12 protein-coding genes and 2 pseudogenes are annotated in these 17,062 nt (G+C 57.1%); 6 read left to right on the top strand and 8 right to left on the bottom strand.

The window, feature by feature from the left end:
- Positions 1-1,412: 1,412 nt before the first annotated feature.
- Entirely contained in the window at positions 1,413-1,784 is a 372-nt protein-coding gene (locus KUG38_RS16345) for an AbrB family transcriptional regulator (RefSeq protein ID WP_216923435.1), read from the bottom strand.
- Positions 1,785-2,137: 353 nt separating this feature from the next.
- Here KUG38_RS16345 and KUG38_RS16340 point away from each other — a divergent pair, with 353 nt between their 5' ends.
- The 3 genes from KUG38_RS16340 to KUG38_RS16330 all read left to right on the top strand — a co-directional run bounded on the left by KUG38_RS16340 (position 2,138) and on the right by KUG38_RS16330 (position 5,149).
- Positions 2,138-2,530 (top strand): hypothetical protein, encoded by a 393-nt coding sequence (locus tag KUG38_RS16340; RefSeq protein WP_216923433.1) that lies wholly within the window; start codon positions 2,138-2,140, stop codon positions 2,528-2,530.
- 687 nt (positions 2,531-3,217) lie between these two features.
- Positions 3,218-3,496, top strand: a complete 279-nt coding sequence (locus KUG38_RS16335; RefSeq protein ID WP_216923431.1) for a hypothetical protein — start codon at positions 3,218-3,220, stop codon at positions 3,494-3,496.
- Positions 3,497-4,054: 558 nt separating this feature from the next.
- Complete coding sequence (locus tag KUG38_RS16330) at positions 4,055-5,149, top strand: hypothetical protein (protein WP_216923429.1); 1,095 nt, start codon at positions 4,055-4,057, stop codon at positions 5,147-5,149.
- Positions 5,150-5,620: 471 nt separating this feature from the next.
- Here KUG38_RS16330 and KUG38_RS17030 read toward each other — a convergent pair whose 3' ends face one another.
- Entirely contained in the window at positions 5,621-5,761 is a 141-nt protein-coding gene (locus KUG38_RS17030; protein ID WP_353617849.1) for an excalibur calcium-binding domain-containing protein, read from the bottom strand.
- 305 nt (positions 5,762-6,066) lie between these two features.
- A pseudogene (locus KUG38_RS17025) lies at positions 6,067-6,141 on the bottom strand (thermonuclease family protein); the annotation flags it as partial.
- 1,120 nt (positions 6,142-7,261) lie between these two features.
- On the opposite strand from KUG38_RS17025, the gene KUG38_RS16320 reads away from it, so the two are divergent.
- Positions 7,262-8,656 carry a trypsin-like serine protease gene (locus KUG38_RS16320; protein ID WP_216923427.1) on the top strand — a complete coding sequence of 465 codons (1,395 nt, stop codon included), beginning with the start codon at positions 7,262-7,264 and terminating at the stop codon, positions 8,654-8,656.
- Between the two features lie 1,904 nt (positions 8,657-10,560).
- Here the strand turns inward: KUG38_RS16320 and KUG38_RS16315 are convergent.
- Together KUG38_RS16315 and KUG38_RS16310 are read right to left on the bottom strand one after the other, a co-directional pair.
- Positions 10,561-10,933 (bottom strand): annotated as a pseudogene (locus KUG38_RS16315) (AbrB family transcriptional regulator).
- A 371-nt stretch (positions 10,934-11,304) separates the two neighbouring features.
- Entirely contained in the window at positions 11,305-11,547 is a 243-nt protein-coding gene (locus KUG38_RS16310) for a hypothetical protein (protein WP_216923423.1), read from the bottom strand.
- Between the two features lie 218 nt (positions 11,548-11,765).
- Between KUG38_RS16310 and KUG38_RS16305 the strand changes: the two genes are divergently transcribed.
- A complete protein-coding gene (locus tag KUG38_RS16305; protein WP_216923421.1) occupies positions 11,766-12,539 on the top strand; it encodes a hypothetical protein in 774 nt (257 codons plus the stop codon).
- 418 nt (positions 12,540-12,957) lie between these two features.
- Positions 12,958-14,100, top strand: a complete 1,143-nt coding sequence (locus tag KUG38_RS16300; protein WP_353617848.1) for a site-specific integrase — start codon at positions 12,958-12,960, stop codon at positions 14,098-14,100.
- A gap of 79 nt (positions 14,101-14,179) precedes the next feature.
- Here KUG38_RS16300 and KUG38_RS16295 read toward each other — a convergent pair whose 3' ends face one another.
- From KUG38_RS16295 to KUG38_RS16285, 3 genes are all read right to left on the bottom strand, one after another.
- Entirely contained in the window at positions 14,180-14,890 is a 711-nt protein-coding gene (locus KUG38_RS16295; RefSeq protein WP_216923417.1) for a hypothetical protein, read from the bottom strand.
- A gap of 329 nt (positions 14,891-15,219) precedes the next feature.
- Complete coding sequence (locus tag KUG38_RS16290; protein WP_216923415.1) at positions 15,220-15,516, bottom strand: hypothetical protein; 297 nt, start codon at positions 15,514-15,516, stop codon at positions 15,220-15,222.
- Positions 15,517-16,159: 643 nt separating this feature from the next.
- Positions 16,160-16,705: an ankyrin repeat domain-containing protein gene (locus tag KUG38_RS16285; protein ID WP_216923413.1), complete on the bottom strand. Its 546-nt coding sequence runs from the start codon at positions 16,703-16,705 to the stop codon at positions 16,160-16,162.
- Positions 16,706-17,062: the final 357 nt, after the last annotated feature.

Raw genomic sequence — 17,062 nt, 5'->3', positions numbered from 1 at the left:
GGTGGCATAGACGAGGATCAACTTCCCAAGCTTCTTGCGCGAGCTGGGGCAATTAGATTCACCGACGACTAAGAAACGTGGGGACTGCTAACTCACAACCACATAGAATCGGAAGACGAGCACTTTACTAAGTTGTATTAGTGTTCTTCAGCTGTTTAGAACCTCCTTAGAGGGTTAGCAGCGCCTCATCTGAGAATAACAGGGAATCTGCTCCAGCTCTACGGTTGAATCTCTGGCTGCTGGAGGCTGATCACTTACCACCGGTTGTTGAGAATTCAGTTCTCCTCTATTCGCCAGCAGAAGCTGTGACTGTAAGCAGGGACGATGCCCCTACCCCTGATCAAGCGGCAATTACCAGCGTAGCCGATTCGGACTCTTTATCTGGAAGCGGTGGTTTGATCCAGACCACCTCCGTCTGAATGCAGATTTCATCATTCTTACCGCAGTAGCGCTGGTGAGGCGTCACAAACCTGATGTCGCTGTTACGGTGCTGTTGGTTGTAACTACCCATGGATGCCAATGCCCAGAGGAAAGCCTCAAAATTGTGGGCTGGGGCCAGCAAACAGATGGATGGAGCTACCCGCATACGGGCTCGGGGGGGGCTTCCGTGTTTTGCCGTGATCTGGAGACGTTCGTGCCTGGAATGGGTCGCACTCAGGGATGGTTTCGATCCACGTTCCGGAGAATCCGTTCAGTTCAGGGTGGCCCCCTCCACCACCGGAGAGCCGGACAACCCTGAGACGCCGGAAAGGGCTCTGCCCCCTCTCATTGCTTTACCTCTTCCAGAGGGGATTGATCCAATGCATGGTCTGGTTGATGGGAGTCCGCCCTGTCCGGGCAGTCCGGGTTGAGCTGGGGACTGGGTAGAAGTGGACGGCGCTGCCCTGTCCGCCCCTTGTCCGCCCCCTGTCCGAGCCGATCGGTGATTGAGCCCCCCTGGCTGTAAGTGTTAATGCGATCGCGTGCTCGGGTGTAGAAGCTACGTAGGTTGGTTAACCATGGAGGCTCGCCCAGAAACCAAGGCCACCTCAGGCCCCCCTCCCTCCCTGTTGCTCCCGAGATCGTTGGATCCGGGCAGCGGCTGTGGAGAAAAGCGAAATCGCTGCGAGCAAGGGTCGTCGAACTCAAAGCTGTGGGGGTGGCAGAGTGGACACCTGACCAGCGATGCCCGAGCCGAACCCTCGCACCGTCCGCTTGGTGGAGTTGCGGGAGCAGTTGGCCGCGATCCTCAGCGAGCTTCAAGGTCTGGAGCCTGGGAGCCCGGATCAGCTGGAGGCCCTTGAACGCGATGAGCCAGTCCATGCGGCAGTGCTGGCCCAGGTAGAAGAGCGTGGGGCCTGAGGTCTTCCCGGTTTTTTGCAGTCAACCACGACAATCTTATGTGGGAGCGACGGGGCGACCAGCCACCCACCTCACTCTTCTTCGTCAGCACCGCCAGCCGGCAACAAGCGGATCTGCTTTCGCCCGTGCTTGATTTCGAACTCATCGCCGGGGTTGAGATCCAGCAGGGAAGTGTAGGCCTTGCCCACCAGGAGGTTGCCGTTGCCCTGCACCGGGGCGACATAACTCAGGCTGCGGCCGGCCTTCCCCTTGCCGTTAGCGCCACCGTCTCCAAGGCTGACACCCTTGGCCTCCAGCAAAGCCTCATAGAAGGCAGTGAAGTTCAGTCTTTCTCTTCCGTCCTTCTTGGTGCTGAGGTAGCCTGCGGCAAGAACTGGATTAGATTTGGAGGCATCGCCGATCTCCTTGATTCTGGCGAGCAGATCGGATCCTGTGAGAGCCATGTTGGTAAAGAGGACTTTTCCGTAAGGTAGCGCATGAACTCATAGGCGCCAGTTCGGATCGGTGCGGCTCGCTGTCACTTGCGGATGATCCTGGATGGCGCTAGAGCTGCTGCTCCACAGAGCGCGACACCCTATGAACATCGCAGTCCTCTGCAAATGAAATCAAACGTTGGGCTGAGAGCAGGGATAAAACGATCGGGGATTTTTGGGGATGGATCTGGAGGTCGGAGATCGAATCCCATGTCCCAGTCGCATTGCTCTCGGCGGTGATTAGTTACGAGAGATTACGGTTGATCGCAAAGATCAGCAACTGTTGCGCGGGGATTGTTTAATTGTAGTGATTTTGAGCTATCATGAACATTCCCGAGCAAATACTATCGATGAATAAAATCATGAATCGGCATGATTTCGTTGAACCCGGTTGGCACATGAGGCCCGAGGGTAAATTTTACCATCTCATGGTATGCATAAATCATATCATTGGCTGCTTGCAGTGCGAAACAATAGCTATGCAATCAGAGGCGATTGCGATGTTTAGTTATCGTGCCCACAACATTCTCACATCGCCAGAGGCCGAAGACCTTGCCACTGACTATAAAGCAATCGCAGCCTACTATGTTTACATTGTCGACAGCTGGATGCGGGATGCGTGCCCACAGGCGTTTGATCGGATCGCTCCCTTTATAATACCAGAACCGACTGATGCCGAGAAGGATAAGGCTAGGCGATTTATACCTTCAATTTAGCAACATCCTTTTCATCGTGCAGTTTGCCATCCCGACAATGGCAACCTGAATTCGGATTGTCTCCCGAGGTGCTCCGTGTTGCTTTTAGATCCGATTCCACCACTGGTCCTCAGCGATGACGAGGTTCAGCATCTAAAGAGTATAGCCAGATCTATCCCTCGCTACCCGATGCTTTCATGCAGGGCGCCCAGATCGTTATGGCCTGCGGTGGGGGCGAAACCAACACATCGATCATCAAGTGAATGGGCCTGACCTTCCGATGAAAACCCAGAATGGGCGTAGATGGAGATAGAAGTGGAGGAGAGGATGGAGATGTGGAACTAAATCAACAGGCGGCGCTCTCGAAGCCCCCTCCTGAGCCGGACAGCCCGGACAAGCCGGACAGAGGTGCTGCCCCCACTCAGAGTTCCCTTCAATGCATGGGAGGGAGGGATCTCATCATTTGTCTGATAATGGGGTATCCGCCCTGTCCGGGCAGTCCGGGTTGAGCTGGGGAAAGGGGGGTGAGGGACGTGACGCCCTGACCGGTCCCAGAGGATTTTTTGTCTACCATGACCGCGTCAGCCGGCGATCTACGGCCCCGGCTGCTGGGTCAACTGGATCGCGTGCTCGGAGGGGGGGGCAGGACTGGAAATAAGCCCTGGCGCTGTCCGCCCACGGGATCCTGTAGGCAATCGCTCCATCCCCATGACCCGCACCCGCTACCTCTGGCACTTCGACGCAGTCGACTTTCCCCCCGAACGCATCGACACCCGCACAGGCGAGCACGTCCCTGTGTTCACTGGCGGGCCAGAGGAGTGGTGTGACCTCCAGGACGGGGGGCTCCCGATCGCCTGCTCCATTGCCATGGTCTCGAGGGTGGGTGGGTCTTCGATGGTGACGACCATCCACGGGAAGCCGGGGGCGTGCTCGGGGGAATGCTTGAGGCGGGCGCCTGAGAAGACCGCCCAAAAGGAAGTTGTCTGATCTCCTTGGTTAACCAGCGGGGTTGTTCCCCCACACCCGAGAACGTTACGCATGTTGCCTTAGTGGCGTGGGGCTTCTTCTCCTGCGTGGAAACTCGCTGGCGGCGTCCAAGAGCTGCACCATCCAATGGCTCACCTGTAGATCAGGCGCTCCACGCCGTCAGCGGCGATCTCCAGGATGCTCCTGCGACCGCTGATCGGCTCAATGACGACTCTGGTTTTGAACTCAGGGCTAATAGGTGCGGCGTGTGTTCATGGGCGGTATCCCGCATCAGAAGTTAACGATAGGACCTCTCCAAAAAAACCAGACCACCTCAACCCCTGCAGTCTCTCCATCAAGTACTGATCAGTGAGTGACCTGAAGAAAAGCCACTGTATATTAGGCACATCGCAGAGGTTCACGATGCCTGATCTACCGCCAAGCAGTAACCCCAAGGGGTGGTGGGTGGGGGTCGGTGCATGGCTTCGGCAGAACCTTCTGCAACTTCCCACCTTGGTGGTTGGATTTGCCACGCTAATGGGTGTGAGCACCCTCAGTTCACGGATGAGCACATCTGAGATGCTGCTCCAGCAGATCGAAAACCTCAAGAAGACCGAGAGTTTGTCACGTAACATGTCGATCCTCGCGATCGAGCACACCCTCTCCAGCCGCAGTCCAGTGGAGGGAGTCCATCACGAGCTACTGCTGATCCATGTGCTTGGCGAGGTGCTGATTTACGACAAGGCAAAGGGTAATTTACTTGGTGACTCCAGCGACGCGGGCCGCCAGCGTTTGGCACACGTTCATCGCATCCTGCTTGCCTCGATCCGCGCCCTCAACCCCCGTTGCGCTGAAGGCTTCGCCGCGCTTGCTGACGCCAGTTCCGGGGAGGGGACAGAACTCAGTTTTCTCAGCAGCACAGATTCCACGGATCCAGCCCATAAACTCACAGCGTTGATCGCCAGCCCCGCCTGCCGACATGCGGCAGCGCTAGGTTTTTATACCGGCTGGTGGCCTGGGAAGGCCCCCTACAATGAATTACTGACCACCTCGGTCCAGCAATTAGCTCAGATCAGTGCTGTCTCACCGGCCAACACCCAGCAACCCCTCTCCAGCCGCATTCAGTCCGCGGCGAGTGGAAAGAAGGGAGAGGAAATCAATCTAAACTTGCTGAGTGAGGAAGAGATCCGTTCCGCTTCGGAGATCGTCGCAAGCGCAGTCGTAAGTGAACAGCAGAAGCGGGCAGTGGCCGAAAAACATGGGAAGCCGCCTGACCTTCCGCATATCTTCATTCATTATGACAATCTTGAACTTACGAAGTCTATGCAGAGCTTGGCCCAACAGCTCTCAAGTAAACAGCTTTTTGTGGATCGTACCCTGCGCTATGTGGCCCCAAGCGCCAAGGCCTGCGCTTCCCGGTCACAAGTAAAGCTGTTTCATAAGGGAGATCACGAGGTTGCAGAAGCGCTTGGGGCAGCTGCAATTCAGGCTATTTCCAAAGTAGGCAGACCACTGCTAGGCCAAGTACTGTTCTACGATAAGAGTTACCCAAAAGATGCTGCGTTTGGGATTACTGATCTCAGTTCATGGTCTCTTGCCTCAAAGGTTCCGCGTGGCCAGCTGGAACTCTGGGTGATCAGTAAGGGTTGCTTGGGCGGGAGCAGAGTTGGTTGAGTTTGTCTAGTTCACAGGACGGCCCCAACCTTAAGTGTTGAAGAGTACTGCAGTCCAGACAACTACAAAGATAAGCTCGCTGCGGAAGGGTGATTCATCGGCACGGAGACCCAACAACTTGGATAGATGTCGCCTCTCCATACCATTCGTTTCAACCGCCACGCCATTTGATAGGTCTGATCTATGCGTCCCTACAGCGAAGCCGGCAAGGACGATGTCCGCCAGCGAAAGAGCCCGCCCAACCTCCAGAGCCTAGCCCTGATTATCGAGTAGCAGTAACAGATATCCTTTCACCCCTCCAGCTCCTCGGCCAAGGCGAGCACCCCCGCCAGCACCTCCCCGTACTGCTCCGCGAGGGAATCACGCTCTTGCGAGCCGACAGGCGCTGCTTTGCCTCTCTGTGCCAGCTCGGCCAGTTGCTTCCGAAGCTCGGCAAGCCGAATACGGCGGGGATCCGGTTCTGGCATCGTTTCAGCGCAGCGCCTCGCAGGCTTCACCGTCACCATCGCCATCGAGGTAGGTGTGCCCCTCCCGCAGCAGCTGCTGGGCCCGCTTCCATGACCCCACGTTCCGGCAGTACCACCGCCGCCCAGAGCTCGGGGGGGGCTCCACCATTGATGATCGTGAGGATCACCGGACGCTGAGGTTTGGCTGCTGGCTTGCTCTGGCCTCCCCTCCTGGCAGCCCTGAAGTCCCATGGACGCTGGACCCCGCCGTCGAACCTCCAGACCCCCACGCGGTAGCGCTCTGCCAGCTTCTCCCGATCGAGGTAGGCCCATTCGTCGCACTACTTCTGGTACTGCCGGTAGGCGAAGGCATGGCCCTGCTGGACCAGGGTGAGACCGGCGTGCCGCCCCGTTCTGGGTGAACACCTCAGCAACGGTCCGGTCGTAGCGGTCATTGCTCTGAGTCTTCAGCGTCACCATGGAGCCGACAGGGAGAAGAGCCTGGAGCGCCTGCCTTGCCTGCTGCCCGAAGGGGGCGTGCGCCATCTCGGGGGCATCGATGCAGGCCACCCGGATAGAGAGCTTCTTGCCGCCGTCCTGTACCCGCAGTATGTCGCCATCATCGACTGAGATCACCGATGCCGCAGCAGAGGCCAGGGGAATGAGCAGCGGGAGGACAAGAGCCAGGCCCTGCAAGGAGAGGAGTTGAGCGAACCCCGCATCAGGGCTCGGGGGTGGTGGGGGAGAGCTAGGGGTATCGAGATCTTGGCGGGCTGTGGACAGCAGAGGGGGCAACTCGTGGATCTGATGCTCAACCAGGGGCTGCGGGAGCGGGCCGACCTCGGGTGTGGAGTCACTCCCACCATCGGCGAAAGCGCTAGGGAGCGCCCCTCCAATGCCAGCCGGGCCACTCGGAAGTCCGGACACGTGGGCTTGCCCTTCTCATCGCTGCTGCTCTTCCAGAGGGAGGGGGTGGATCACATCAAATGCCTGATGGTGGGGTGTCCGCCTTGTCAGGCCAGTCCGGGTGGGGCAGGGACTGGGGAGAAGGGGGCTTTCCAACCATGTCCCGACCCTGTTGACCACCTGTCAGCCCGGTCTGGGTGAGCAGGCGATCGACGTCCAGGCCAAAGAGTCAACGGGTTCGAGTGCTCGGGGGAAAGAGAAGTGCGCATAGACTTTGCCCCTGTCCACTCCCTTGAACCCTGAAGGCGGCGGCTCAAAACCCATGGCTCCATACTCTGGAACCTCGACGTCGATAGCTTGGCGCTTGAACGCATCAATACCCGCACTGGCTAGCACTTCGACGTCATCAAGGGGAATCTTGGGTAGTAGCGAGACCCGTATGACGTTAGGCGACTCCTTCCCTGCTCCATGCACCGTTTCCAGTGGGTGCTCTGAGGAAATCGTGATGACAGCCTTCCGAGGGAATGCGAGGACATGCTCGGGAGATTTCATGAGGATGAGAGCTAGGAGGACCCCACTTACATTGGAAACAGATAGACATGACCAGTTGCCCTTATCATACTGATGATTAGCCAGCAAGCACTGCAGCCATATAGCAATTAGAGGTGATGCAGAAAAGCAGCGAAGGTGCAGAGGTGGCATCTAAGGACCTTACGTAGCACGTAGGATTAGTATTGAGTCACCTTGGCGCTCAAGTTAGATGCAAACTGATTCTTCAGAACGGAGAAAGAATGGTGCCCAGGAGCATGGCATTGGCTTGTGGCCCTTGAAGATTTCAATTGGTGAAGCCCGTGCCATTGGATACATCAGCCCTGGAACAGGTAGTCGCTGGGGATATCACTTATCACTTTTCTCCATACTTATCATTGGGGCAGTCATGCCAGCATCAGCCGGGTATATCAGAAACGGAACTGACGATGCATTGTATAGATCACTTGCAAACAACTATCCCAGCGTAGGGCGACTTGCGTTGAAGTACGCTAATGGTGCTCAAGGCTTATGCTCCGGCACGATGGTAAGTGCTAGCTGGGTGATAACTGCGGCTCACTGCATCGACGGACTCTCAAGCGTTAGCCCAATTGATGATTCGTTTCAGGTAGCGGCTAACCTCCCTTCCAAGCTATCTAGGTCTGTCTTTACGATAGCCGGCCAGAATTATGGCATTAGGGCGGGTATTAAAAAGTCACAATGGTCTCTAGGAACCCCTGGAAGACCCGCTTGGAACTTTGATATCGCCCTACTGGCACTCGAGAAGCCGGTTCAGAATGTGGCGCCTGCGATTCTGAATCGACGAATAAATGAACTTAGCGAGATAGGAGTGTATGTTGGCTATGGGCAGACGGGCCAAGGTCAGTTCCCACAAGTCGGGTCGGAAGGGACCAAAAGAGCTGGCCCTAATAAGGTTGGTCCTACCTATTTCAGTTCTCCAAGTCCCGCAGGTTCGCTTCCACTCCAACTAGGAACTGACTGGGACCAACCATTTAACTTTAATACAGGCGTTGGAAGAATTGATACCTTTGATGGGATAACGTTCCCATTGCCTTATGAATATCAATTTGCCCCTGGAGATAGTGGTGGAGGTTTTTTCATCGGCGGGCCCAGCTCCAGTCCGGTAGGGCCGCTTACCATCCGAGCGGGTTCGGATGAAATCCTGGCCGGAGTTATTAGCCACTTACTGCCTATTGACCGAAACAGCCTTGCGAGATATGGGACCGAAGCATATTCAGTCAGGATTGCTCCGTATGCTGATTGGGTAGATGCAGTTCTTGCATACTACATATCACAGCCCGTTCCCAGACCCTTGGCAAGCCATGCAAAAGATCTCATTCCATTAACAATTTACACTTCTAGGCAATTAGCGAATGAAGAGGTTGCTGGCATCTTCGACAATGCACAGGACTTTGTACTTATTCCAGACACATTCCGAAGTAGTTTTGACAATCTTCTTCCTCTAGAGTTGCAAACACCTGACGGGAACTCTCCCGACCCTGATCCCATACTGAACAGCGTCCCGATCCCGCTTCCGATTCTCGGAGTTCCAGTTGCATATGGTTATACGCGTAGACTTAGAAAGCGTGTTACAAGGAACAAGTAATTGGCGAAAAGCTCTTTTCTACTGATGCTCTATCCAGTCTGATGTCACCTAGCCTTCACCGACACAGATAGGATTGCGAGGCCGGAAAGAGGGGTATCGATACCTTTGCGGTGTGGGGACGAGATAGTGAGCACTGTGAGGGGCTGATGCTCCACCGATGGCGGCGGGAATTGGCTTCGATCGGGCATAGGCCACTCACCCACTGGAGAAGGCTTGCCGAGTAGCCCTCCCTCCCGAGCCGAACAAACCGGACACCTCAGACAGGGTGTTCGGCCCACTCAGCATTCATTACTCGACAAGGGAAGGGGGATCTCAATTAATGTCCTGTGATGGGTTGTCCGCCCCCTCCGGGGTAGTCCGGAGTGAGATCAGGAGTGCGATTTCGAAGGCTGCACCCCCCCTGTCAGCCCCATAGTGACTCGCTGTCCGCCCTGTCCGAATCTGCAGGGAATCGAGCTCATGCTGGTTGGCTCAGATGAATTGCATGCTCGGGGGGGATAGGGTCAGCCCATAGTCCTTGGTCATGCCTGCCCACAGGAACCCTGTAACCAGCCTCTCCATCACCATGGCCCGCATCCCCTGGCAATTCGAGGCCTACGGCTGGCCCCTCGAACGCATCGACACCCTCACCAGCGATCATGTCCCGGTGTTCATGGATGAGCCTGAGGAGTCGCCATCCCCCGAGGAAGGCGGGCGGCCTTTCGCTTGTTCGATTCCCATGGTCTCGGGGGTGGAGTGGGTCTGGCGAGGCTGTGTGGGGTATGTGGAACGAAGGGCCGAGCCGGCCTCCGTGGTTGAGCAACCCTGCGCCCCCCCCCCGGGGGCGTGGAGGCGTGGCTTCAATCGCCTGCATCATCATCTGGCTCACCTAAACCAGCCGCTCCGCGCCCTCGGCGTCGATCTCCAGAAGCATCTTGCGACCACTGATCACCTCCATGGCGACCCTGGCCTCAAAGTCTGGGTTCTTGACGCAGCGATTGGGAGTGGGTGGGAGTGTTGATCCGGGGCGGTGCTCTGCCTTGCAGACTCACAATCGCTCCCAGCGAATGCCAATCCCACATCAGCTGTGAGACTGTGGCTTAACTTCTCAAGTAGAGCGTGACACTCTGCTTATCCGGGCTAGACTTCACCAGAAAGACCGTCATCCAGCCATACGCGAAACCCTACATCATCAGCGATGCCTTTCAAGAAAGTCACTTCTGGCGATTGGACAGGCTATGTACCTGAGAATCGACCTGAGCCACCTGACAATTCACCTGAAGCCACTTCACTGTCTTCACCAAAAGTCGCATGTCCACCATCGCCACAGGTGAATGGTGTTGCGAGAGCCTCTCAGCTATGGCTGATCTCATTGGCCGCAATTGGGCTCGGTCTGCTCTTTAGGGACGGAGGTGGATTTTCAGCAGCTTTCCTTTTCGTCCTTGCGAGCCTGTGCTCAGTGTGGATCGCAGGAGCAGGAGTTCGTCTTTCCTACATAGATTTAGACACACTAGAGGTGGATATTCACTCAGATTCGAATTGGGTGATTGTATTCGCTTCGGCAGGAGCTTCTTGGCTTATCAGTCTTATGATCCTTGAGAAGGCAAACCTATATGTCAATCCTGACCCAAGTGGAACTAGCACCTTCTCGATGCTTTGGGTGATGGGTTCCTCTCTGCTTGGGATATGGGAAGGCCACTGGGATCGAAACAAACAAGTTAGGAAAGAATACACCAACAGTCGGGAGGAATCTACCAAGCCAGAGTAGCGACGACAGATTCAGATTATGAATAGCTAATGAGTCCGTGGCATAGACATATCCAGTCAAATCACCCCTAACGTCGGGTTCGTCTTGGATTCGTCGACAGTCTCACCGCAGGGCACATCACCCCCTCCAGAAGACTCTACGCCGCATCGGCGGCTTATCAATCATCTTCATCACCCCCCCCTTAAGGGAAACAGCCGGATCTGCTTCCGCCCGAGCTTGATCTCGAACTGATCGCCTGGCTTGAGATCAAGGATGGCGGTGTAAGCCTTGCCCACCAGCAGGTTGCCGTTGCCCTGCACCGTTGCGACGTAGCTTAGGCGTCGCCCACCTTTGCCTTTGCCGTCACCACCACCATCTCCAAGGCTGACACCTTTGGCCTGAAGCAGAGCCTCGTAGAAGGCGGTGAAATTCACCCTTTCACTGCCGTCCTTCTTGGTGCTGACGTAGCCAGCAGCACGGACTAGATCGGATTCTGAGGCATCGCCGAGCTCTTTGACCTTGGCGGGCAGGGCAGGTCCGGTGAGAGTCATGAATCGATGGGATCTATACAAGCAAGGTAATAACCTGGATGAACCACGTAAGACTGAGGAGAGTGTGCGGATGACCGTCCCTATGAATACGAACCTTCGAGAGTCTTTGGAGCTGGTGCTACCCCGAGAGCTTTGTCTCTGGGAAATGACTGTCGCCAGTAGAGCGATCTAGCTCAGGCTGAGATGGGCATAGGGGAGGACATCCTCGTGGGAGTCTGGCGATGGTGGGGGACTGGCAAATGGTGATGAACATCAAAAGGTCCCGGGTTCGTGCTCGGGGGAGTGGGCTGAGATGGCGGGCTGAGTAAGTAATGCGCAAAGGGCAGCAGGCTGGGCCGATCTTCGTGGTTAACCAGCTGTACGGGTCACCCTCAAGTTTGTCCCGCCGTTGCCTCAATGTCGTGTTTCACCCATTGGCCCACATGGATCAAGAGCACCGACAGGTCAGCCGAGATCACATGGAGAGTCTTGCCGATATTGTTCTCGCCCGGGGCGACCTTGGCTTTGTGCTCGGTGATATGCGTGCGGTGCTTGCTAGTTGGTGGTAGATCCGTCAAGGACGATACCCCGCCGCAGAGTGCAAGAAACAACCATACCAAAGGAAACAAGAACATCCCATGGAAGTCGGTATAGGGCCCTGGGGAAGAGTGCAAAGCAAAAAATGCTCTCCAGAGGACGTTTCAATGAATGCTAATAAGATTAAGGGCACATCGCCTCGGATAGACTCATTGCCAATTGAGTTTACTTCAATGAGAACTCAATCGCTGCCGGGATGGTGATTTGCGGACTCAGCCGCGAAACGCTAGATTGATTAATGTGTCGCCTCAGATGCATGTGCCGTAAGGAGTCCAAGTCAATACGCGAGCGCGTATGTGCCAAGTATCATGAGCTCCGCGCCAATGCTAGAGATCTCAGCGAGAAGCCGAAGTCAATCATGCTTCTCGTAGCAACTGGAACCCTTGGCTACATCCTCATTGCCATTGGATCTTATGTTTGGAGCTTGAGGTTCCTGCCGCTCTCAACGACTGACCCTGCGCCTTGGGGCCAGTTTGGAGATTACGTCGGTGGAGTTCTAAATCCATTGTTTGCTCTCCTCAACGTGGTGTTGGTTGCATACATAGCTTTGGCAGTCCAGAGTTTCAAGGAGAAGAAGCAGAAAGATCTTGAAGAGTCAGAAGAGCGAGTCCGAACTACGCTCGATCTACACCGTGAGTGGTGCAGCGAATCACTATTTCGCTCACGGACGCTCGCGGGGAATCTAGTCCAACAGCATATCGATTTGAACTTGGTTGAAATTGAAAGAATTGTCCCACAAGACTCAGTTACGCATGTATGGATCGTAATTGGCTTTTTTCAGCGACTTGCATTCCTGCTCAAGCACCACAAGATAGACACGATGATGGCGACCGAACTATTCGGTGAGCTCTTCTTATGGTGGTGGATAGTCTCGTTCAAGGGTCAACTGCTGCCCTGTGACTGGGATGCTGCGAGTCGGATCATATGGCTTCATGATGAATGGCTTATAGAAGAAACCACTTCTGAGCAGCGCGTGCCGTGGGAACGCAGAGCAGAACGAGATCTGAACATTGCACGAATGCGTCAATAGCTCAAAACGGCGCGGGTTCAGGCCGAACCGAAGCAGGGTGCAATTTGTCGGGCGAAGGATTTTGAGCGACCCTCTGGATTAGGCATGGCTACCCAGGATCTACGACGGAGACGGGAAAGACATCTCCCGTCGTACCACCGTCGTACGCGGTCGTTGGCCAATCCCTGAAAAGTCAATCGGGGCGACAGGATTCGAACCTGCGACCTAGTGCTCCCAAAGATCCCTGCGGGGGCAGTCAGAATGCCGGATGCCGCGTCAGAACTGGCTTCCTGACTGAGCGTGAACGGCACTGATCGGGCAGAAACGGGTAGTTTTGTGCTCAGTTTGTGCTCACTGCGTGCCACGCGTCAGCCATTCAGAGGCCTGGGAGTCCAGCCTGCGTGATGCTGTCCGCAGCTCCACAGCGCGCGGTTGGTCCGTGCGCGAGCAGCGCGGCGGGGTGCGCCTCCTGATCCGGCACCCCGATGGCGGGATGGAATCGGTTGTCCTGCCCTTCCCCTGGTCTCGCCAGGAGGTGGGCCCGATCCTGGCCCGGGTGCGCAACATCTACCTGCTCACCCTCCAAGGACACGCCCTTCAGGACGCTGCGGCCATTGCACTCGGTCGAGGGCCTCAGCGCAAGGACAGCTGGACCGAGGCGCTGCAGCACTTCCGCCAGCAGAAGCTGGATCACGGCGGCGCCATCCGTCCGATCACCTGGGCCAAGAACTACGCGCCGGTGCTCGAGCTGGCGGTGCAGTTGCTGGAGAGCCCCAAGCGTCCTCCGGATTCGGCTTCGCTGTTGGATGCCTGCCTGCGTGGCTGGGCGCCTGGGACCCGGGCCCGACAGATCCGGGCGCAGTCGCTGGCGCAGTTCCTGCGGCATTGCGTGGAGCGCGAAAAATTCCCAGCTAGCTGGCGGCCGCCGCTCGATCTGCGGCCACACATCGGTGTCCCTGCAGCTGAGACGGCTGCCGGCCATCGCAAGGGTGATCCGTTCACCGATCTACAAGTGCTGCAGCTGCTGGATTCCCTACCCACTGATCAACCTGGCCGCCGTTGGGCTGATGCATTTCGGCTGCTGGCGGAGCTGGGCCTGCGGCCGATCGAGCTGCAGCACCTGGGGGTGCGCAGCGATCCAGGCAGCGGCCAACCGCTGTGGTGGTGCAGCTACCGCAAGCGCAGCGGCGGTGGAATGACAACCCCGCGATGGGTGCATCCGCTGCCGCTCACCGACTGGGACGGGCGGCGGCAGGACTGGCAGCTGCTGGAGCGCTGGCGCGCCGGCGCGATCGAGCTCCCGCCATTGGGCAACGGGCCAGGAGCGGCCGATGCGATCGGCACTTACCTCAAGCGCCAGCAGGGCTGGGTGGAACTGCGCGAGCGCATGGCGGAACGAGGGGAACGTGCTGTGCCGTACTCGTTCCGCCATGGCTACAGCCTGCGGGGCCACCAGCTTGGGATCGACCCCGGAAGTGTGGCGCTGAGCATGGGGCACTCCCTGGAGGTGCACCTGCGCAGCTATCCATGGGCGTCAAGTCAAGGAGCGGCAGCGGCGTTTGCCAAGGCCTTAGCGACTTAGCGAGGCAAGAGCAGGACCGATACACATCCGGCAGCAGCAAGGGCGTCCCTTCTGCCGACACTTGATCCCCTCTACCTGATCAACCGATGCGGTTCTGCAGGAACAAACGGCTGCCCGTCGTGTCCGCCATCCGCCAGGGGACGTCAATGAACGCTTCGGCAGCAAATCCAACGCGCCGCTCACTGCTGGACGTTGGATTGACTCCAGGGAGGGCACGCACTCCCGCTGGGGAGCTGGGGGTGATGGCGCGCGCGACGGTCCACAGCACCTGCCGGCCCTGGTGGTGCCGCTCAAAGCGATAGCCATAGGCCTCATGTCCGCTCCGCCAGGACATCACCCCCTGCCCCAGCAAAGCCGCCAGATCGGTAGTGGTGAGGACCAGGGCGTTATCGGCAGCCTCGGCAAGCCCACGAGCCCGCAACAGGGGATCCGCCGCTGGGGCCGCCGCCGCCTCCCGCATGGCCTCCACCAGCAGCGCAAGGTCGTTGCCTGGAGACCTCACGATCGCCGTGGCGTCTGCTGCTGTCACTGCCGTCGCACTGCAATCAGCCGCCACCGGCTTCAGGCCAGGGAAGGTCCCCATGGGCTGCCCTGACTGGAGGTGTTCGTGGAGCCTCTCCCCGAGTTCGATGAAGGCGCCCGGCCAGGTGGTGAGGGTGGAGGAGACGCGGATCAGCTCGACCCCGAGAGCGCGGGCGCGGGCCTTGAGGCCGTTGCGGCTGATCCCCCATCGTTTCTCCAGATCCCGGATGGAGAGATCGGCGGGCGCCACGTCAGAGAGTGCTGTCATGGTGTCGCGGTGCTGGCTCGACAGCAGGATGACGTGGATTTGGGATGCTGTCGAGCTGTCGCGCTGCCATCACGACAGCAGGTGAGGGTGCGGGTGCGGGTGCGGGTGGCCGGAGTGTTCTCCAGGGGCGAGGCAGCACTGCATCGGTAAGGAATGCTGTCCGAGTCGCCACTCCCCCGGCGACCCCGAGCAGAGATCAACCATCTGATTGAAGCAGGGGGCGAGGAGGTCCACACCTGCCGCAGTTCCGCCCATGTCGACCCACCAGCACTCAGAGGAACCGCACTGCAATTTCAACGCAACCTATGCGCAGCGTAGTGACTGGACTGTCATCGAAGACTGTGCAATAAACTGTTGTATTCGGCAGTGACGTCGTCAAAGCCCAGTGTCCAGAAGTAATAGCCATATGCTCCTCCTTTGCATTGCCTTTCCAGCTCTCGCGCAAAAAGCACATCGATCACCAAGAAATGTGGCCAATAGAGTGGTTCAAAAAGCTTGACGCCTTCGGGCACAGATGAGAAATCCATGGATACGCTCCCTACCCCATTGCCAGGATATGAGAAGTAGGTGGAGGGTCCCTTATTGGCAAAGTAAGGGGCAACATCGTCCGCCAACGCAGTCTCCATCGCCCGTTCACTGAAGGAGGGTGGGGGCTCGGATATCCATGATGGTTGCGTACGGAACGACTTGTCAGGCAAGAGGCAGTCAACTCGGGTTGCCACCTTCATGGCCCAATACTGCTCATGCTCGACGTCTTGGGGATGCTTGGTCCGAATCGCCCTTGTCTCAAAGCTGCAGCCAGCGTGACGAACGAGGAACGTCTTGAAGGAGCTCGATACTACAAAGAAGTCTCCCAAGTGATAGAAGTTCTGCATGCAGACACTGCTATGAGGAGGCTGTCCAAAGTGAAAGACAAGACCATCCAAGAAGGGCGGAATCATCGAACGGCGACATCGTTCACCTTGGCCGAGTAGTCCAACGTCAGGAGTGCCTCCAATGGCGCCTTCGAGCCTGTAAGGTGCTGGATGGCCGCATGGGGACATCAGACTGAATGCGGTCATTCTTGAGAATAGATTGGACTAGCATTGCAGTCTAATCGTTGAAACAGTATCTGCCTCCAAAGATGCCGCCAGCAGTGTTCAGCGAGCCATCGCCAACTAGCCATGTTTTGCGACATTTTTCGTAGTCTCAGCGAATCCTGCTGAATTGGAGTTGACTGTTTACTTCTTGTTCGCAACAACTCATGATGAGTATGCTATCAGCTTATACTCACACCATTGATCCGCAGCCCATGTCACCAGGCGGGTCATAGGTGCCGTGCCAACCAATCAGCGTGCGTTCAAGAGAATCCACAAAGTAGCGTGAGCCAGCAGGAATCTTGACGACGCCGCCGCCATAGGCAACCAGCATTGTGTTTATTGCCTTTCGCTCTTGGGCTTCATCCCAAAAGTTGCTACTTGGGAGCAGCTTGGGATCTCTTGGCGGACACCAGCACTCATCCTGATCCAGGCATGCCCGCTGCAGGACGCTTGCCAACTCATGGTGTTGATGCCTTCTTGCAATATCAGCTGCACTCTCATTCTCATAAGTGAGTGTCCCGGTTGCCGTGCCAAGGCGAATCAGCTCGCGACAGGCTGCCTCATGACCGAAGCGTGCGGCCTGATGCAAAAAGGACCATCCGGAAAATGGATTCACGTATCTACTGCAGCCACTTGCGAACCGTAGTTCTGACTGCCAGAGGGTCAGAACATGCGCCCAGTTTCCCTTTTTTGCCTCGGCGTAGGCACTCTCAACGGATTGTTGCTTCTTCTCCACGCCCCGGCTAGTTCAACATGGCCACGAGGATTCTATGTGGTGCGTTGTCAGTCTTTCTCGGTTGGTCCATGCCTCACTTCTTCGGGGCTGAATGAGGGCGCGTTGCTTCCTCTCCTGGCGCTGCCGATGGTTGTTGGTTGATGGCCCCCTGCAGACCCGTGGCCCGTGGCATCACATGACCTAGCGCAGAGGCATTTCCTGCTGCGGATCGGCATCGCCTTCTTCATCGAGCCACTCCACACCCCAGTGGGAGCCGATGAAGCGGCCCACCACCGACGGTTCGTTGCCACCTGGGGCTCTACCTGGGGGTCCGCCTGGGGTCGCGCCCGAGCTGGCCAGAACCAAACGACTTCTGCT

Source organism: Synechococcus sp. CCAP 1479/9 (assembly GCF_019038535.1).
Taxonomy (GTDB): Bacteria; Cyanobacteriota; Cyanobacteriia; order PCC-6307; family Cyanobiaceae; genus Cyanobium.
The sequence above is the reverse complement of the archived record's forward strand: the minus strand, read 5'-3'. Positions and strand labels throughout refer to the sequence as shown.